Annotated in this window: 15 protein-coding genes; 9 read left to right on the top strand and 6 right to left on the bottom strand. The window is 67.6% G+C overall.

Going from position 1 to position 19,203, the window contains the following annotated elements:
• Positions 1-64: 64 nt before the first annotated feature.
• From WC815_15900 to WC815_15925, 6 genes are all read left to right on the top strand, one after another.
• Positions 65-1,315 carry a serine hydrolase domain-containing protein gene (locus tag WC815_15900; protein MFA5910264.1) on the top strand — a complete coding sequence of 417 codons (1,251 nt, stop codon included), beginning with the start codon at positions 65-67 and terminating at the stop codon, positions 1,313-1,315.
• A gap of 11 nt (positions 1,316-1,326) precedes the next feature.
• Positions 1,327-2,163, top strand: coding sequence for a GNAT family N-acetyltransferase (locus WC815_15905; protein ID MFA5910265.1), 837 nt, complete (start codon positions 1,327-1,329; stop codon positions 2,161-2,163).
• Between the two features lie 34 nt (positions 2,164-2,197).
• Positions 2,198-3,367: a BamA/TamA family outer membrane protein gene (locus WC815_15910; GenBank protein MFA5910266.1), complete on the top strand. Its 1,170-nt coding sequence runs from the start codon at positions 2,198-2,200 to the stop codon at positions 3,365-3,367.
• A 2-nt stretch (positions 3,368-3,369) separates the two neighbouring features.
• Positions 3,370-5,007, top strand: coding sequence for a hypothetical protein (locus WC815_15915; protein MFA5910267.1), 1,638 nt, complete (start codon positions 3,370-3,372; stop codon positions 5,005-5,007).
• Positions 5,008-5,112: 105 nt separating this feature from the next.
• Positions 5,113-5,961, top strand: a complete 849-nt coding sequence (locus WC815_15920; GenBank protein ID MFA5910268.1) for a phosphatase PAP2 family protein — start codon at positions 5,113-5,115, stop codon at positions 5,959-5,961.
• A 10-nt stretch (positions 5,962-5,971) separates the two neighbouring features.
• On the top strand, positions 5,972-6,814 hold the full coding sequence (locus WC815_15925; protein MFA5910269.1) for a hypothetical protein: 843 nt from the start codon (positions 5,972-5,974) through the stop codon (positions 6,812-6,814).
• A gap of 25 nt (positions 6,815-6,839) precedes the next feature.
• Here WC815_15925 and WC815_15930 read toward each other — a convergent pair whose 3' ends face one another.
• Positions 6,840-9,308, bottom strand: a complete 2,469-nt coding sequence (locus WC815_15930; protein MFA5910270.1) for an amidase family protein — start codon at positions 9,306-9,308, stop codon at positions 6,840-6,842.
• Between the two features lie 35 nt (positions 9,309-9,343).
• On the opposite strand from WC815_15930, the gene WC815_15935 reads away from it, so the two are divergent.
• The 3 genes from WC815_15935 to WC815_15945 all read left to right on the top strand — a co-directional run bounded on the left by WC815_15935 (position 9,344) and on the right by WC815_15945 (position 15,181).
• Positions 9,344-12,655 (top strand): amidohydrolase family protein, encoded by a 3,312-nt coding sequence (locus tag WC815_15935; protein MFA5910271.1) that lies wholly within the window; start codon positions 9,344-9,346, stop codon positions 12,653-12,655.
• 97 nt (positions 12,656-12,752) lie between these two features.
• Positions 12,753-13,781, top strand: coding sequence for a P1 family peptidase (locus WC815_15940; GenBank protein MFA5910272.1), 1,029 nt, complete (start codon positions 12,753-12,755; stop codon positions 13,779-13,781).
• A complete protein-coding gene (locus WC815_15945; GenBank protein MFA5910273.1) occupies positions 13,778-15,181 on the top strand; it encodes a sodium:solute symporter family protein in 1,404 nt (467 codons plus the stop codon). The genes WC815_15940 and WC815_15945 overlap by 4 nt, the downstream gene beginning before the upstream one ends.
• Here WC815_15945 and WC815_15950 read toward each other — a convergent pair.
• The 5 genes from WC815_15950 to WC815_15970 form a co-directional block, all read right to left on the bottom strand.
• The gene (locus WC815_15950) at positions 15,178-15,597 is read right to left on the bottom strand and encodes a transposase (protein ID MFA5910274.1); all 420 of its coding nucleotides are present in this window, start codon (positions 15,595-15,597) and stop codon (positions 15,178-15,180) included. The genes WC815_15945 and WC815_15950 overlap by 4 nt on opposite strands.
• A 153-nt stretch (positions 15,598-15,750) precedes the next feature.
• Positions 15,751-16,575 carry a creatininase family protein gene (locus tag WC815_15955; GenBank protein MFA5910275.1) on the bottom strand — a complete coding sequence of 275 codons (825 nt, stop codon included), beginning with the start codon at positions 16,573-16,575 and terminating at the stop codon, positions 15,751-15,753.
• Between the two features lie 19 nt (positions 16,576-16,594).
• Entirely contained in the window at positions 16,595-17,902 is a 1,308-nt protein-coding gene (locus WC815_15960; GenBank protein MFA5910276.1) for a prolyl oligopeptidase family serine peptidase, read from the bottom strand.
• On the bottom strand, positions 17,899-18,549 hold the full coding sequence (locus WC815_15965) for a CoA pyrophosphatase (GenBank protein ID MFA5910277.1): 651 nt from the start codon (positions 18,547-18,549) through the stop codon (positions 17,899-17,901). The genes WC815_15960 and WC815_15965 overlap by 4 nt, the downstream gene beginning before the upstream one ends.
• A complete protein-coding gene (locus WC815_15970; GenBank protein ID MFA5910278.1) occupies positions 18,536-19,183 on the bottom strand; it encodes a hypothetical protein in 648 nt (215 codons plus the stop codon). Before WC815_15970 ends, WC815_15965 begins: the two co-directional genes overlap by 14 nt.
• Positions 19,184-19,203 lie beyond the last annotated feature (20 nt).

Raw genomic sequence — 19,203 nt, forward strand, 5'->3', positions numbered from 1 at the left:
CGCGGGCACCGGGGCCGCCGCGATCGGCGGCAACAGCGCGCGACGGCTTCAGGGGCGTCAGAGGTTGAAACGCAGAATCCATCTCGTCGTGCTGTTGGCGTTGGTGTTGCTGCCGGTGCCGGCGTCTCTGCAGACTCGGCCGGGCGGGTTCGCGGCGGATCGCGCGGCGGTGATCGATCGCGGGCTGCAGCGCTACGTGGACGACAACCGCGTCGCCGGCGTCGTCGCCCTGGTGCTGCAGGACGGCAAGCCGGTGTACGAAAAGGCGTTCGGATGGGCCGACAAAGAAGCCGGGCGCCGGATGACCACCGACACGATCTTCCGCATTGCCTCGCAGTCCAAGGCGCTGACCAGTGTCGCCGTCATGCAGCTCATCGAAGAAGGCCGCTTGTCACTCGGGAGGCGGGTCGCAGAGTTCATCCCCACCTTCGCGAAGACGACGGTCGCCACGGGTAAGAAGGGGGTCACGCTGATCACCGCGCCGGCCAAGCGCCCCATCACCATTCGTGACCTGCTCACGCACACGGCCGGCATTTCTTACGGCACGGATTCGCTGGTGGCCCGTCTCTATGAAGCCAAGGGCCTCGGACCCGCAGCCGGCTTCGGCTGGTATACCGCCGACAAGGACGAATCCGTCTGCACGACGATGGAGCGGCTGGGCACGTTGCCGTTCGTGGCGCAGCCCGGCGAGCAGTGGGTGTATGGCTACAACACCGACATCCTCGGCTGCATCGTCGAGAAGATCTCCGGGATGCCGCTGGACGAGTACCTGCGAACGCGAATCACCACGCCACTCGGCCTGAAGGACACGGGGTTCTTCCTGCCAGTTGCCGACCGCGCGCGATTGTCGGCGGTCTACGCCGGCGGCGCCGGCGGCTACGTACGCGCGCCAGACGGCGCCCGCGGCCAGGGCCACTACGTGGACGGCCCGCGCAAGAACTTCGCCGGCGGCGCGGGCTTGCTGTCGACCGCTCACGACTACGCGCGCTTCCTCGAAGCCCTCCGGCTTGGCGGCACGCTCGACGGCGTGCGCCTGCTGTCGCCGCGCAGCGTGCGGCTGATGGCCACCAACCAGGTGGGCACCGTGCATTCGACGACGGGACTGGGCTTTGGACTTGGCTTCGAAACCGTTGACCGCTACGGGGCCAACGGGATGTCGGGCGAGGGTTCATTCGGCTGGGGCGGTGCCTACGGCTCGATGTATCGCGTCGATCCCGAAGCGCGCCTGGTCATGGTGCTGATGATGCAGCTCCTGCCGAACGCCAGCGACATCCGCGAGGCATTCCCGAACCTGGTGTACCAGGCGCTGCAGTGACTATTGCTCGAATGTCCACCCAACCAGAAGCTGCCATCTTCTGCGATCTCGCCTTGTCGCGACGGCTCGAGCTGACCGAGGGCCGCAGCAACGCCGCGTTTGTCGAGACCCAGGCGAGGCAGGACCCCGCCTCCAGGGCCACGTGGACGGAGGTCGGCGGCACGCTGGCGATGTTTTCGGGCGTCGGGTCGCCGCTGACGCAGACCTTCGGCTTGGGCGTGACCACGGCCCTGACCGACCACGATCTCAATGCGCTCGAGAGCTTCTTCACCACGCGCGGCTCCGATGTCATCCACGAAGTCAGCCCGCTGGCGGGTATCGGAGTGTTCGCCAAGCTGGCGCAGCGCGGATACCGGCCGGTCGAGCTGTCGAGCGTGATGTTCCGGCCGACTGGCGGCGACGTGGACGGGCGCGACGTGAATCCGCGGATTCGCGTGCGCATGATCGCCCCGGCGGAGGCCGCACTGTATGCATCCGTGTCGGCGCGCGGTTGGAGCGAATCAGCGGAGGTCCAGGCGTTCATCGACGGCTTCGCGCGCACCAGCGTCGAGTACGCCACGTGCATCGTCGCCGAGATCGACGACGCGGCGATTGCGACGGCGGCGCTGTTTGCCTGGGACGGCGTCGGCCTGCTGGCGGGCGCCAGCACGGTGCCGGAGGGACGGCGGCAGGGCGCGCAGCAGGCCCTGCTCGACTGGCGCCTGCGGCAACTGGCGGCGCAAGGGTGCGACCTGGCCATGATCTGTGCAGCGCCCGGCAGCGCGTCGCAGCGGAATGCGGAAAGAAACGGCTTCCGGATTGCCTACACCCGCACCAAGTGGCAGCTCCAGAGGCTGGCGACCGAGTGACGGTTTCAGGCGGCACACCTCTATAATCACGGGGATGTTCCGTGGCACGGCCGCCCTCCTGCTCTCGACCCTGCTCAGCACACCAGCGGCTGCGCAGTCCACGCGCGTGGAGACCATCGCCGACCAGCAGGCCGAAAAGGCGAAGCGACTGGGCGAGGAAGGCCCGTCGGACGCGGAGCGGGTCATCCGCCGCATCCTGATCTCGCCGCTGCTCAGCGGCGGCGACGGTGTCTACCCGTGGTTCGGCAGCGTCTTCGGCGGCGCCGGCATGGCGGCCGGCGCGGGCTATCTCAAGCGGCTGGAGAAGGCCGCCGCCATCAACCTGCTCGCCGGCGTGTCGGTGAACGGCTCGACGCTGTTCGAAACCCGGCTGGCGGCGCCCGAGCTGTGGCACGGGATGTTGCGGGTTGACGTCGGCGCGCAACGGCTCGAGGCCCGGGGCGTGTCGTTCTACGGCCTCGGCCCGTCATCGAACCAGGACGCGCGGGTGCGTTACCACTACCAGCCCACCGAGGCCGGCGGCAACGCGGCCCTCACACCGGCCAAGTGGCTGGCGTTCCAGGGCGGCTACTCGTTCGTGAGTCTCGATACGACGAGCGATGGTCCGGGCTCGCTCGCGAATGCCGGCCCCGGCCTCGGCGAGGGGTTGCGCTACCACGTCGTCCGCGCCGGGGCGGCCATCGACTGGCGGACGTCGCCGGGCTACAGCACGCGCGGCGGCTTCTATCGGGCGACGTGGGAACGGCACCGCGAGATGAACGATCGTCCGTTCTCGTTTGATTCCCAGGAGTACGAAGTGGTGCAGCTGGTGCCGCTGCTGCGCGAGCAATTCGTGCTCGCGGGCCGCGGCGTGGTCACCCTGACCAACACCGACGCGGGCCACCAGGTGCCGGTGATGCTCGCCCCGTTCCTCGGCAGCGGCAGCACGCTGCGCAGCTTCGCGAACCGGCGATTCACCGATCGCAACCGCGTGCTGCTGACCGGCGAGTACCGCTGGCGGCCGTCGCGTTACCTCGACATGGCGATCTTTCTCGACGCCGGCCAGGTGGCGGCCGACCGGAAGCAGTTCCGCGCCGGTGACCTCGAGACCAGCTGGGGCCTCGGCGCCCGCTTCCACGGGCCGTTGTTCACCGCGTTGCGGGTGGAAGTGGCCCGCGGCCGCGAGGGTCTCGGGTTGATTTTCGCCGGCAGCCAGATTTTCTGATCATGACGCGCCCACGCATCACCCTGGCGTTGCTCGTCGTCACCGCGATCACCTGGACCGTGAGCGCGCAGTCGCGGCGTTTTTTTCCAGACGATCCAATCTGGCGCGAGCCGATCACGCAGGACGTGAAGAACGCGAAGCGCTACGAGCCGGACCTGGCATACCAAACGCTCGAGAACCTGTTCTGGTTCCCCGGCGATCGCCAGGTGGGGCAGCGGGCGAAGAACCTCAACACCGTGGACGAAGTGCCGGACGGCCCGTTCTTCGTGAACCGCGCCGGACGCATGCCCTTGACGCCCGCGGAGGTGGCCCGCGCCGCCAACACCAGCGAAGGTCCCGCGCCCGGGCCGTGGACCGTGGTGTCGGCGAAGAGCGACGGCATCACGCCGGGCTTCACCATTCGCGACTCCGCCCGCCAGATCTGGTTCGTGAAGTTCGACCCGCCCGGCTGGCGCGCCATGGCGACCGGCAGCGAGATTGTCGCCGCCAAGCTGTTCTGGGCCGCCGGCTATCACACGGCCGAATACCACATCGCGCAGCTCAAGCCGGAGAACCTGTCGATTGACAAGGACACGCGCATCACGCCGTCCGGCGAGACGTCGCGGCCGATGCAGCACAGCGACCTCGCGTGGCTGCTGTCGCGCGCCGACGGCGACCCCGACGGCAGCTACCGCGTGATCCTCAGCAAGGCCACGCCCGGCCGTCCGGTCGGGCGCATCGGCTTCCACGGCACCCGCGCCGACGACCCCAACGATGTCGTCCCGCACGAGCATCGTCGCGAGTTGCGCGGCTATTTCGTGTTCGCGGCATGGCTGAACCATGTGGACGCCAAGGGCATCAACTCGCTGTCGTCGCTCGTCACCGAGAACGGGCGCAGCTTCATCCGCCATTACCTGCTCGACTTCGGATCGGCGCTCGGCAGCGCCGCGGTCGGCCCGCGCGAGGGATGGGAAGGGTATGAGCCGCTCCTGGAACTGCCGGGCGACGTCGGCAAGCGCGTGCTGTCGTTCGGCTTCAAGATCCCTCGGTGGCGCACGCAGGACTACTTCGAGTCGCCGAGCATCGGGCGGCTCCCGCGCGATCACTCGGAGTGGGATCCCGAGTCGTGGTGGCCGCACATCACGAACGCGGCGTTCCGGCACATGCGCGCCGACGACACGTTCTGGGCGGCGACGAAACTGGCCGCCATCACCGACGAGATGATCAAGGCGGCCGTCACCGAAGGGCGGTTCGGCGACCCGGCGTCCGAGGCGTTCCTCGCGCAGGCGATCGCCGATCGGCGGCTGCGCATCCTGCAGGCGTTCCTGCCGAAGGTGAATCCGATCGTGGACCCGGCCCTCGACGCGCAGGGCCGGTTGACGTTCCGGAACGCGGCGGTAGACGCGGCCGTATCTGATCGTGTGCCCGGCTACCGGGCCCTGTGGTACGCGTTCGACAACGCCGCCGACAAGGCCACGCTGGTGGCGACGACGGAAGAAACCCAGAGCCCGCTGCCGATGCCGCCAATGCCGGCATCCGAGTTCATCAAGGTGGATATTGCGGCGGTGGGTGGTCCCGAAGCCTGGACCCGTCCCATTTCCGTGTATTTTCGAAGGAATTTGGCTGGTTGGACGCTGGTCGGGCTGGAACGGCTACCCTGATGCGGCGACCGGCCGATACGTTCTGAGAGGGCAAATTCGATGGGACCCGCAGGTTCCATGCGATACTCAAAGACCCGTTTCGTCCATTAAAAAGAGAGTTTTTTGATGCGAATCCTGCGTTACGCCGCTTGCTCCGTGATTGCGTTGGCCCTGGCCACGCCGGCATTTGCCCAAGAGGTGGCGCCGGCCGATGCGGCCCGCGCCGCCGACACGGCGCCTGGCGCCGGCGATCAGCTCACGCCGCAGCTTCCCCGTCCCGGACTGCCGCTGCCGACCGGCCCTTTCGCTCCGCGCACGAGCAATGGCGAATCCGGCAACCTGTTCAAGCTGGTCGCCAGCGACTTCAGGCACTTCTTCAGCCGCGACACGGCGCACGTGATGGCCTACACGTCGATCGCCGCCGTTGCCACGGCCCCGTGGGACCGCGAGGGCGTGAACAATGGCTTCAACATTCCCACCACCCTCTTCGAGTCCGGCAACATCATGGGCGGCTTCGCATTCCAGGCGGTCGCGGGCTTTGCCGGCTACGGCGTCGGCAAAGCGTTCAAGAACGAGAAGATGGCAATGGTCGGACGCGACATCGTGCGCGCGCAGATCCTCTCGCAGGTCCTTGTGCAGGGTGTGAAGGTCACGATTCACCGCCAGCGTCCCGACGGAAGCAACAACCTGTCGTTCCCTTCGGGCCACTCGGCCAGCGCGTTCGCCACGGCGGCCGTCCTGCATCGGCACTACGGTTGGAAGGCCGGCGTGCCGGCGTATGCATTCGGCTCGTACGTGGCCCTCGCCCGCATGGCCTGGAACCGCCACCACGCCACCGACGTCGTGATGGGCGCCGGCTTCGGCCTCGCCGCGGCCCGCACGGTCACCATGAACGTGCGCGGCAGCAAGTTCGCCCTCGGCGTACAGCCCCAGGCAGGCGGCGCCTCGATCAACTTCACCAAGATCTACCAGTAGTCCTCACGCCATGAGGGGGGCCGACGTTCTCGTCGCCGTCCTGCTCTCGGGTTCGCTACTCGTCCCCCTTCCGTCCGTCGCGCAGCCGGCTTCGCCGCCGGCTGCCGCCGCGCTCACGCGCGAGCAGATGCGCGACTTCCTGCTCACGGCGAAGATCACCCGCTCACGCGACATCGGCAAGGGCGTCACCAGCCCCAAGCGCCTCACGCTGACCGACGGCACGCTGACCCACGACGCCGCGTTTCAAGCAGTGGACCTGCGGCAAACGGTGGCCAACCTGACGGGCGGCGGCCGGAACGCCGCGGTCGAGATGAACTTCGTTGACGCCTATCGCTACAACCTGGGCGCGTATGCGATCGCGGAGATGCTGGGTCTCGATCACATGATGCCGGTGCACGTGGAACGCCGGTGGGCGGGCAAGAGCGGGTCACTCAGCTGGTGGGTGGACACCCTGATGGATGAGGGTGAGCGGCTGAAAAAGAAGATCCCGCCGCCCAACGCCACGGACTGGAACCAGCAGATGTACCGCATGCGCGTGTTTGCGGCGCTCACCCGCGACACCGACCGCAACCTGGGCAACGTGCTGATCACGCCGGAGTGGAAGGTGATGATGATCGACTTCACCCGCGCCTTCCGCTTGCAGACGGAACTGCTCTACGCCAAGGATCTGGCCAAAATCGATCGCGCATTGCTGCCCCGGATTGAGGCCCTGAGCAGGGACGGCATCAAGCAGGCGGCGCGTGACTCCCTCACGACATCGGAGATCGAAGCCGTGCTCAAGCGCCGCGATGTGATTGTGGCGCACTTCAAGAAGCTGATCGCGGACCTCGGCGAAAACGCAGTCCTGTACTAGGGATCATCCCTTTCTGCTTCCCGCGCTATCTGACCGTCGTCGGTGGCCGCCGATGGCGCGTGGCGCGCTCGTAGGCCGCCGCCAGTTCCAGCAATCGCCTGTCATCCCACATCCTGCCCAGCAGCGAGATGCCCACCGGGTAGCGTCCGCCGACGAAGCCGGCGGGCACGGTCACCTGCGGCAGTCCGGTGGCGGCGCTTTCCTCACACGTGCCAGGTTCCGATCCGTAGCGCTCGAGGCCGCCTTCGTGCGTGTGCGGGCGCGCCTGGTTGGCGGGGAACAGGATGGCGTCGATCTTCTGCCGATCCATCAGGTCCACGAAGATCTGCCGGAACGTCTCGCGGCCGGCCAGGAAGCGGCGCGTGGCCTGATCGAGCTCCGCGCCGGTGGGCGCAGGGGCGAGTGCGCCTTCGAACCGCCGCGCGCTCACGGGCGCCAGCTTGCCAGAGGCCAGCAGGTCCTGGATGGTCAGCACCTTGTCGCCGGGCCTGGCGCCGCGCGACAGGTACGCCGTCCATGCCGCGCGCAGCGATCCCGGCGCCGCCCCGCGCGCCGCCGCATACTTCGCGTCGTAATCGGGAATGGCGACGTCAACCACCACGGCACCGGCGGACTGCAACTCCTTGATGACGCGCTCCATGTTGGCCGCCACTTCCCGCTCGCCGGTAAAGCCGACAAACCGCTGGCGGAGCGCGCCGATGCGCTTGCCCTTGAGCGACGCCGCATCGAGGCCCTGGGCGAACGATCCGGAGATGTGCGATGCCGCCGCGGCCGTGACCGGGTCCTCGGGGTCCGCGCCGGTCACCAGATCGAGGGCCAGGGCCACGTCACGCACCGACTTCGCCATCGGTCCCACCGCATCGTTGAAGGTGTTGAGCGGCATGACGCCGGCACGGCTGGTCAAACCGCGCGTTACACGGATGGTAGCCAGCGAGGCGAAGGCACTGGGGTTCGAGAGCGAATTGCAGGTGTCGGTGCCGAACCCGAGCGCGGCCAGGCTGGCGGCCACCGCGGTGGCACTGCCGCCGCTCGATCCAGCGGTGCTCAGCGACGGATCGTAGGCGTTGCCGACCGTGCCGCCGACCGAGCTGATGCCAAAGTCGCCGAAGGGAAACTCATCGAGGTTGGCCTTGCCGAGCACGACCGCTCCGCCCTGCTTCATGCCGGCCGCCACCCGTGAATCCAGGCGTGGCCGGTGGTCGAGCAGCGCGAGCGAGCCGCCCGTGCTTGGCAGCTCCGTGGCGTCGATGTTGTCCTTGAACACCACCGGGACGCCATGGAACGGGCTGCGGACGCGGCCGGCTGCTCGCTCGGCATCCCGCTCGCGCGCATCGGCAATGGCGCGCGGATTGATCGACAGCACCGCGCGGAACGCCGGCCCGTGCCGGTCGTAGAGTGTCAGCCGCGCCAGGTACTCGCGGGTGATGTCTTCCGAGGTGATGAGGTTCCGCGTCATCGCGTCCTGCAGTTCCGACACGGTCTTCTCGAACACGGTGAACGCCGCCGGCGCCGGCGCGCTCGCCGGCCAATTCACGATCTGCGATCGCTGGAGGGCCGTCAGGCCGCGCAGGTCCGGCTCCTTGACCAGTTGCTTCGCCATCTCGGTGACGCGCGCAATCTCGGAGCCCGCCGCCGGAACCTTTGCGTCGGCGCCGGCATAGACCGCCTCGCCGGTGACCAGCGCGTCCTTGATCGGAATGGGATAGCCACCGCGAGGGTCGTAGACCTCGCTCAGCCCTTTCACGACGAACGTCACGAGCGCGGCGGTCTGGCCCGGACGCAGCCGCAGCGTGAACACGTAGCCAATGTGCGACGTGTCGAAACCCGGCCACACGCCGTCAAACGGATCGCCATACATGTCGCCCACCGACGTGAGTGGGCCGCGCCGCGTGCCAAGGACATGGGCCGAGGGCCCATGGGCCGAAGGGCCGTCCATCGGATTGTCGGCGGCCTTCGCGTTCTGCATCACGGTGACGAAGCTGTCAGCCATGTCGATCTGCCGGTCGCCGCTCGAGGTCGTGGCCACCGCCACCCGCCCGCCATCCTCATAGGCGCCAACCGCGCCGCCCCAGGCGACCCGGACAATGCGATCTTCGGAGGCCGTGTTGGTGAAGGCGTCGAAATACCTGAGATAGGCGGTGTCTTTAGTGGTCGTGATGGCGCGCGAGGCGAGGATGCCCTCGCTCAGCACCGGCATGACCGAATCGAAGCGGCCGCCGCCGTCGTGGTGCAGGCCGAAGCCGTGCAGGTAATGATTGCTGATCAGCAACGTGTTGTCGGGGCGGCGCACTTGGAGCTTCAGGTAGCCGAAGCCGTTGAACGGGTTGGCGCGGCCGCCGGTGGCAATGCCGCCGCTGTCTTGCGCCCACGGCGAGGTGTCCTGGATGTCCCAGAACTGCCCGTCACCGGACGGCACGCGCGTCACGGCGCCAGCCGTCATCACGCAAAGCGCGGCACCGGTCACTGCGGTCGCCAAAGCCTTGAGAGTTCTCATGGCGCGAAGTATATCGAGGCCCCTATACTTTCGCGATGCGCACCAGAACGTTGCCCGCCTGCCTGCTGACCGTTTGCCTGATCGGGTTCGCCACGCTGCGCGGCCAGGACCGCCAGGCCGACGACGCGGCGAAGCCCGGCGAAGGGTTCACGCTCAAGACGGCCGAGACCATCGAGTTCACGACCGACGAGGTCACGTGGATGCAGGTGGACGTGTCGCCCGACGGGCGGACGATCCTGTTCGACTTGCTGGGGGATCTCTACACCATGCCGATCGGCGGCGGCGAGGCCGCGCGCATCATGGGCGGGCTGTCGTTCGAGAGCCAGCCGACGTGGTCGCCGGATGGCGGCACCATCGCCTTTCTGACCGACCGTACCGGCGTTGAGAACCTCTGGATCGCGAACGCCAACGGATCAAACCCGCGCGCGGTAAGCAAGGACGGCAAGACCAACGATCGGCCGCAGATCATGGTGTCGCCGGCGTGGACCCCCGACGGCCAGTACATCATCGTGTCGAAGTCGCGGCCGCCCGAGCCCGGCACGTTCGGCCTGTTCATGTACCACCGCGATGGCGGCACCGGCGTGCGCGTGGGCCCCGCGCCGCCGCCGCAGCCCGGACCGGATGCGCCGCCGGGCCCGCCGCCCGCGCCGCCCACCAACAAGATGGGCGCGGTGGTCACGCCCGATGGCCGCTTCATCTACTACACCCAGCGCACGGGCACCTTCACCTACAACGCGCGGTTCCCGCTGTGGCAGGTGTATCGCCACGACCGCGAGACGGGCGACGTCACGCAGGTGACCAACGCCCAGGGCAGCGCGATTCGCCCGGCCCTGTCACCGGACGGCAAGTGGATGGTGTTCGGCACGCGTCACAAGTCGCAGACTGGCCTGCGGGTGCGCAATCTCGAGACCGGCGCCGAGCGCTGGCTGGCGTATCCGGTGACGCGCGACGACCAGGAATCACGCGCCAGCCGCGACACCCTGCCCCGCTACGACTTCATGCCGGACGGCAAGTCGTTGATCGTGCCGGTGGGCGGCAAGCTGCAGCGCATCGACTTCGAGACCGGTGCCGCGACGCCGATCCCGTTCACCGCGAAGGTGCAGGCCGAGATCGCCCCGCGCGTGTACACGCCGGTGCGCGTGGAAGACGGCCCCGCGGTCCGCGCGCGACTGATTCGCTGGCCGACGCTCTCGCCCGATGGCTCGAAGATGGTGTTCAGCGCGATGAATCGGCTTTACATCAAGGACATGCCAAGTGGCAGTCCGCGGCTGCTCACTAGTGCGGCCGGGATCGTCGAGGGCGAATTCATGCCATCGTGGTCTCCTGATGGCCGTTCCATTGTCTACACCACGTGGACCACGACCGGCGGACTGATCAAGCGAGTGGCGGCCGCCGGCGGGCAGCCGGAGACCCTGACGCGCAGCGAAGGCTACTACCTCGACCCCACGTTCACGCCTGACGGCACGCGCATCGTGTTCCTGGCCGGCGCGGCGTCCGATCAGCTCTATTCGATCCTGATGGACACGCCGCCCGAGAACGAACGTGAAGGCGACGAAGAGTCGCCGCGCGAAATTGGCGGCGTGAGCCCGCCCAACACGCTCGAGATCCGGTGGCTGCCGGTGGCCGGTGGCGCCTCCACCCTGGTCGGATCGGCGCAAAGCGGCCGCGGCCCGCACTTCGCCCGCAACGACTCGTCGCGGGTGTACTTGACGACGAACCGCGGGCTGCAGTCGATCACCATGGACGGCTACGATCGCCGCACCCACCTGCGGATCACCGGCGTGGGTCCCGGCAACAATCCGCCGGCGGCCGACGACATCCGGCTGTCGCCGGATGGTTCGCGCGCGTTCGTGAGCCTGCAGGAGAAGCACTACCTCGTCACGGTCCCGCGGGCCGGCCGAGAGACCGTGGAAGTGCGCATCCAGGGGCGCGCCGACAACACCACCGTGCCGGTCAAGCGGATGTCTCTCGACGGCGGCGATTACCTGGACTGGACCGCCGACGGCACCGCCGTGACCTGGGCCTGGGGCGCGCAGTTCTTCCGGCAGGACCTCACCGCCACCGAGCCGCAGAAGACCGAGGTGGTCGTCGAGATGCCGCGATCGAAGCCGAAGGGTTCGGTGCTGCTGACCGGCGCGCGCATCATCACGATGAAGGGCGACGAGGTGATCGCGCAGGGCGACGTCCTGGTCACCGACAACCGCGTCGCCGCGGTGGGCCGCCGCGGCTCGCTCACGGTACCCGCCGGCACGCGGACGATCAGCGTCGCCGGCAAGACCATCATGCCCGGCTTCGTGGACGCGCACTCGCACATGTGGGCGCCGCGCGGCCTGCACCAGACCGAGGTCTGGCAGTACCTCGCCAACCTCGCTTACGGCGTGACCACCACGCGCGATCCGCAAACCTCGACGCCGGACGTGTTCGCCTACGCCGACATGGTGGACAGCGGCCTGATGCCGGGCCCGCGCATCTACGCCACCGGGCCGGGCGTGTTCGCAGGTTCGGGCATCGAAGACCGCGATGCCGCGTTCCGCTTCGTCAAGCGCTACAAGGAGGCGTATCGCACCAACACCTTGAAGCAGTACGTGGCCGGCGACCGCATCGTGCGCCAGTGGATCATCGAGGCCTGCAAGGAATACGGCATCACCGCCACCATCGAGGGTTCGCTCGACCTCAAGCTGAACCTGACGCAGATGGCCGACGGCTACTCAGGCCAGGAACACAGCCTCCCGATTGCGCCGCTCTACAAGGACGTGACGACGTTCGTGGCGAAGACCAAGACGTTCTACACGCCCACCATTTTGGTCGCCTACGGCGCGCCGTGGTCCGAGAACTACTGGTTCGAGAACGAGAACCCGGCGCAGGATCCGAAGCTGCGCAAATGGATTCCGTGGGAACTGCTGGACGGCATGGTGCGCCGGCGGCCGCAGTGGTTCCTGCCGGAGGAGTACGGGCACAACCTGATCGCGAAGGGCGTCACCGACGTGATCCGCGCGGGCGGGCGCGCCGGGTTGGGCAGCCATGGCCAGCTGCAAGGCCTGGGCGCGCACTGGGAGACGTGGAACCTCGCCTCAGGCGGACTCACGCCGCACGAGACACTGCGCATCATCACGCTGTTCAGCGCCGAGGCCATCGGGCTGCAGCAGGACGTCGGCTCGCTCGAGCCGGGCAAGCTGGCGGACCTGCTCGTGCTCGATCGCAACCCGCTCGAGAACATCAGGAACACAAATTCGATTCGCTACGTGATGAAGAACGGCGAGCTCTACGAGGGCGACACGCTGAACGTGATCTGGCCGGTGGCGAAGCCGCTGCCCAAGCAGTTCTGGTGGAACACAGAACCGAAGTAACACCAGGGCCACAGATGACCCAGATTACGCAGAGGATCTTCAGGTGACCGTGTATCCTGACGCCATGCGGCAGACAGCCTTAAGATCTGCGTTATCCGTGTCATCTGCGGCCCTGGTGATTATTTCTGCGTCATCTGTGGCCGGTCAGGCGCGGCCATCTGGGTTGACCGCCATCGACGGCATCCGCGTCGGGCACTTCACGCTCGCCGAGAAGCCCACCGGCTGCACGGTCATCCTGGTCGAGAAAGGCGCCACCGGCGGCGTCTCGGTGCGGGGGTCGGCGCCGGGCACGCGCGAGACGGACCTGCTCGATCCATCAAACCTCGTGGAGCAGGTGCACGCGGTGGTGTTGTCGGGTGGCAGCGCGTTCGGACTCGACACCGCCAGCGGCGTGATGCGCTATCTCGAAGAACGCAAGGTGGGCTTCCAGTTCGGCGGCGCCTACGTTCCCATCGTCCCCGCGGCCGTGCTGTTCGACCTTCCCATCGCCGGCAAGCCGCTGATCAGGCCCGATGCATCGTGCGGATACGAGGCCGCGAAGGCGGCGACCACCGGTGCGATTGCGGAAGGCAGCGTCGGCGCCGGCGCCGGCGCCACGGTCGGCAAGTTCGCGGGCGGCGGCAAGCCCATGAAGGGCGGCATCGGCACCGCCTCGATCACCCTGCCGAGCGGGCTCACCGTGGCCGCCATCGTCGCGGTGAATGCCGGTGGCGACATCGTCGATCCCGCAACCGGGCGCCTGGTCGCGGGCGCGCGCGGCGCGGATGGCCAGACTTTTCTCGATGCGCGGGTGGTGATGCGAAATGGTTCGCTCGAGAAGCCGCGTCCGGGCGAGAACACGACCATCGGCCTGGTGGCGACCAACGCGAAGCTGACCAAGGCGCAGGCGAAGAAGATGGCCGACATGGCGCACGACGGCTTCGCCCGCGCCATTGTCCCGGCCCACACCATGGGTGACGGCGATACCATTTTCGCCATCGCCACCGGATCGCATGCGGGCGATGCCAACGTGTCGCTGATCGGCGGCCTGGCGGCGGAGGTGATGGCCGACGCCATCCTGCGCGGCGTGCGCCAGGCCACGGGCCTGCCCAACATTCCGGCTGTGCGCGACTTGCGGCGCCCGTGAACGTCTACGTTGCACTGCTAATCGCCTATTCGGCCGCGCTGACGGCGCTCGGGCTGTGGATCGCCCGGCGCGTACGCGGTCCGGCCGATTTTTTCGTCGCCGGGCGCACCCTGTCGTGGCCGTACCTCGCCGCCACCCTGCTCGCGGCCAACATCGGCGCGGGCGCCACGGTCGGCGCCACCGGATTGGCGTATCAACAAGGCGTCAGCGCGTGGTTCTGGAATGGCTCCGCCGCGATGGGCTCGTTGATCCTGGCGTTGGTGGTCGGTCCGCGGATGTGGCGCCTGGCGTCGGAACGCGGCTACATGACGGTCGGCGATTTTCTCGAGGATCGCTACGGACAGAGCGTGCGCGTGATCATCTCGGCCCTGATCTGGTTTGGCGCGCTGTTCATCCTCGCCGGCCAGCTGTTGCTCGGCGCCGCCGTCTTCGCGGTGGTCGCCGGTCTGCCGAAGTGGGCGGGCGTGCTGATCGGCGGCGCCGCCATGACGGGCTATTTCAGCGCCGGCGGGCTACTCAGCTCGGTCGGTGTGAGTGTTGTGCAACTGGTGGTCAAGTTCACCGGCTTCGCCATTGCCATTCCCATCCTAATGCGCGCGGCGGGCGGCTTCGGGGGCATTGCGCAATTGCCGGGGCTGCCCGAGGAGTATTTCAACCCGTTGTTCTCCGCGGGCGCCGGATCCGGCTTTACGCTGCTGCTGCTCTCGGGGCCGAACTTCGTGGTGTCGCCTGGCCTGCTTCAGAAGACCTACGGGGCGAAGAGCGGACGCGACGTGCGCGCCGGCGTCGGCATGAATGCCGTCGCGCTCATGCTGTTCGCGTTCATCCCGGTGTTACTGGGACTTGCCGCGAGGGCAGCGTTCCCCGGCATTGCCGCTCGCGACGAGGTGTTGCCGACATTGCTTCTGCACGGCCTACCGGTGTGGCTCGGCGCCATGGCGCTGGCGGCGGTGTTCTCAGCGGAAGTCGGCGCATGTGAGGCCATTCTCTTCATGCTCTCGACGTCGCTGTCACAGGATCTCTACAAGCGCCTTGTGAACCCGGCCGCGCGGCCAGAACAGGTGCTGAAGGTGGCCCGGCTGGCGGCCCTTGCCGGCGGCACCGCGGGCATGGCGCTCGCGATCTTCGTGGTGGGCGAAATCATCACGGCACTGTCGATCTTCTATTCGATCATCGGCGCGACGCTGCTGGTGCCGGTGGTGGGCGGGCTGTTCGTGAAGCGTGCCGGCACGCGCGAGGCGCTGGCGTCGATCATCTGCGGCATGACCGTGCTGCTGGCGGTGCAGTTCGGCACCGACCGGACGGGATGGTCCAACCCGAACCTGTGGGGCCTCGTCGCCAGCGCGATTGGGTTTGTCGGGATGTTGACGACAAGAAGTGCCAGGAGGGCGGCACTTTAGTGCCGCCGATTCCCGTCAGGATGGCGGCGACCGACGGTTGACCCCGTCAACGGGTAGAGCGCCGAATCCGCCACGAGCTTCGCGCGCACGGGGTTCTCAACGACATATCGCACCATCTCGTCTATGGGCTCGTCGAATCGCGCAAGCCGGTCCCAATATCCCGCCTGCCACAACCGCCCGTGCCCGAGCCGGCTCCACGCGAAGCCCGTTGCCTGCTTCCATCGCGCCACGAAGCGCCGGAGGTCGGATTCGGGCGTCTGGCCAGTGGCGACCAAATGGACGTGATCGGGCATCAGGCAGTACGCAGGAATTGCGAATTTTGCACTGGTGGCGTGACCGATCAACGCGTGTTCGGCGAATCGTCCGAACTCGATGTCGTGAAAGGCCTTAACCCGGTCGCGGGTTACGGAGGTCACCAAGTACGTCGAACGTCCGGTGTAAGAAGTGCGATCGAGGCGGGGTGGTCGGCCCATGGCCGATCGAAATTGCAATTGGAATGCCGGGCGATCGGCGGCACTAAAGTGCCGCCCTCCCGGCACGACCCAACGGTGCCGCCCTCCTGGCACTACTTACTTCGCCGACCGCGCCTTCTTGATCGCCTCAACGGTGATGTTGGCGCGGATCTCGACCAGCTTCTTGCCGTTGGCGATGGTGGTTTCGAGCGGCAGCAGGGTCTGGCCGTTGATCGAAGCCTTGCCGGTGTCTTGCCGCTGCTTGAATCGAATCTTCTCCGGATCAACCGTTGCGATGATGCTGTTCACGCTGTAGTCGTCGTGGATGCCCTCGTCTTTGGTCTTCGGCACACCCAGCGAGTCCCACGCGCCATCGGCGGCCGTCCAGCTGTCGTAGTACTCCTTGATGTAGTGGATGGTCGCGTCGCTGCCCGCCCACGCGGCCGACAGCTTCTTCGCAACCCGCTCGAGGCCGCGCTGGTTGCCGCCGCTGTCGCCAATCAGGATGATGTGCTTGAAGCCGTTGGCCTTCAGGCTCTCGGCCTGGTCCTCCACCAGGGCGTCGTAGGTGGTGTCGCGGACCTGGATGGTGCCGGGCGTGGTCGAGAAGTTGCCGGGTTCGAACGGAATGGCGGGCGCCACCAGCGCGTCGCCCAGCTTGCGGGCAATCGCCTCCGCGGTGGCGCGCAGCACGAACACGTGCTTGCCGGTCGGCACGTAGGGCCCGTTCTGCTCCGTGCTCCCGGCCGTGATGATCGCCGTCGTCTTGCCGGCCGTCATCGCGTCGCGGACTTCCATCCACGTCAACTCTTCAATCCAGACCTTGTCCGCCGCCGGAATGGGCCGGGGCGTGGTCAGGTCGAAGGCGCGGCGCTGGGCCACGGCGGGCCCGGCGATCGAGATCACGAGCGCTGTCAGCACAATCGTCTTGTAGCGAATCATTGCGGTCCTTGCGATGAGGTCAGGGAACGGTAATCTTCAGTTCGGCGCCATAGAGCGCCGTGCGGTCGTTGTCGCGGGCGGCCCAGCGCAGCAGCGTGGGCAGGTCCTTCTTCACGGCGCCGCTGAAGACCTGCTTGCCATTCACGGTCACGATGACCGGCTTGCCGAAATCGACGGCGTCGGGCGAGAGCAGCAGCGTGAACGCCGCCACGTCGCGGACGATGGCGTCGAAGGTGTTGGCGTTCTTCCTGATGTCAACGCGCCCCGACGGCTTGAGGTGGCGGAAGAACCCCAGGTCCTTGAGCTCGGTCTGGCGCGACGCATCCGTGCGCAGCTGGTCGATCTGCAGCCAGCGATTGCGATTGAAACGGTCCACGCGTTCGGTTTCCCACGACAGCGCCGTCGGATAGGCCCGGCGCGGATGCTCGTGCACGAAGGCCTCGAACGGCTCCTTCTCCGTGGGCCACCACGCGGTGTTGTGCACCGCGCCGGCTTGCGGCCGGAACGTCAGGGTGACGCCCATCCCCGCGAGCCACTTCACGTGCGGCTCGACCTGCGCCACCGGATACAGCGGGTCGTTCTCGCCGTTGACGACGTAGAGCGGCGCGTTGATCAGGTTGTTGCCGTGCATCTCGCCGTCGGCGCCGTTGTCGGGATTGCGCAGCACCGACAGGCTGCCGTTGAGCGGCAGGTACGACGACCACAGGTTGGGCTCCTTGAGCGCCACGTAATAGACGCCGGTGCCGCCGTCGGAGATGCCGGTGATGTAGATCCTGGCCTCGTCGACGTTGTACTTGCGCTTCAACGCATCAACGGCACGAAGGATGTTGTCGATCTGATCCTCGTCCCACCACTGCGCCGCGGCCCAGCCGCTGGGATGCAGGTAGATCTGCTTCTCGCCCTCAATGCGATTCGGCGCGCGGCCATTCGCGCCGCCGGCAGGCGCTCCCGGGCGGCCGGGAGGCTGCGCATTGGGTGAGGGCCGGGCCACGCCGCCATGGAGCTGCACCCGCAACTGCCACTTGCGCGCGGGGTCGTAATCCGCCGGCACATCCACGACGTTGTTGAAGAACGGTCCCGACTTCGACTTCCACCGCAGCGAGTACTCGCCGCGCTTCTCATCGCCGTAGAAGCGGCCCTTCTGGAGGCGCTGGTAAGCCGCGTCGAAATCCACGCCGGCCACCACGATCTGATCGGCGGCCACCTGCGCGTCGGCGGGGTTCTCGGCCGTGAAGAACTTCTCGAACAGCGTGTCGGTGGCCGACTGGCCGGAGCCGACCAGGCCCGCCGACACGGCCAGCGCGAAGGCAAATGCGATGCGCCTCATGGTGCAGGGAGGATAGCGCAAAACTCGGCCAGCACCATGGCCGTGGCCCCCCAGACCTTCTCGCCATCGATGTCGTAGAACGGCACGTCCACCTCGATGATTTCGCCCTTGACCGTGCGCTGACGCCTTTCGCGCTTGATCACCGTGGGATCCGACAACAACGAAACCGGCGCCTCGATGATGCGCGCCACTTCCCACTCGGCGCGCTGGAACGACGGCCGGACGCGGGTGAGGCCGACGATCGGGTGCAGGATGTAGCCGCTGACGGGAATGTGGAGGGGCGTCAACCGCCCGAGGATCTCGACCGACTCCGGATCCACCCCGATCTCTTCCTGCGCCTCGCGCACCGCCGCCGCCTCGAACGTCTCGCCCTCATCCACGCGGCCGCCGGGCAACGACACCTGCCCGGTGTGGTTCCGGAGTTCGGCGCCACGCACGGTGAGCGGGATGTGAAACGTGTCGTCGTGCGGATAGATCAGCACGAGGGCCGCGCCCTGACGGCTGCCTTCGGGGAACTCGAGGGGATTCCAGCCCAAGCGGGGGCTCGGCGCCATCCGCAGTTGGGCGTCGAGACCGGGAAGGGGTTGAGACAGCGCGTCCAGCAGCCGTCGGACCAGGTCGGTGGTCACCCTTTCAGGGTACTTCAAGCGGCCGCATCAACAGTCCCGTGGTCGAGACACGGACTTCGAACTCGCCGGGCTCCGTCACGCGCACGAACGTGCCCGATCCGTACTCGGCGTCGAGCAGCGGCGCCAGGAACGCGTAGCGGGTGCGCAACCCGAACAGGTCAACCCGACGATCCGGCGCGAGTGAGTGCACGGTGCGGGCCGCGGATCGCTCCCGCTCGACGTCGTCATAGCGGCCGGCAATGCGATCGAGTTCGTAGGCGGTATGCAGGCCCAACACGTTGACCACCGGGCGCCACTTGAGGATGTGCGCGTCCACATACAGCGCGTCCCCCGCCAGCTCGTAGTAACTCGCCTGCGGGCGCCCGGGGATGTGAACGGTCGCCGAGAACAGCTGGGGCCCGAGCGGCTGCACGACGATGCGCGCCGCCAGATCCTCGCGCGTCAGCGCGCGATAGCCCTGCATGCCGACCCCGACTGCTCCGGCCAGCGCGCCGAGGGACAGCAGGAGCAATCCCATGAGTGTGCGCAGGATGAAGCGAAACGGCCGCTTCCGCAGCAGGGCGACCAGCCCGGCGACCAGGAGGATGCCACCCAGCACGCCGAGGAGCGCGGCGGCCAGCGTGAGCGGCTGGGTCGCGAGTGCCGAGGTCATGGCCCCACCGTACCACGGGT

This window comes from Vicinamibacterales bacterium, from assembly GCA_041659285.1.
Classification (GTDB): domain Bacteria; phylum Acidobacteriota; class Vicinamibacteria; order Vicinamibacterales; family UBA2999; genus 12-FULL-67-14b.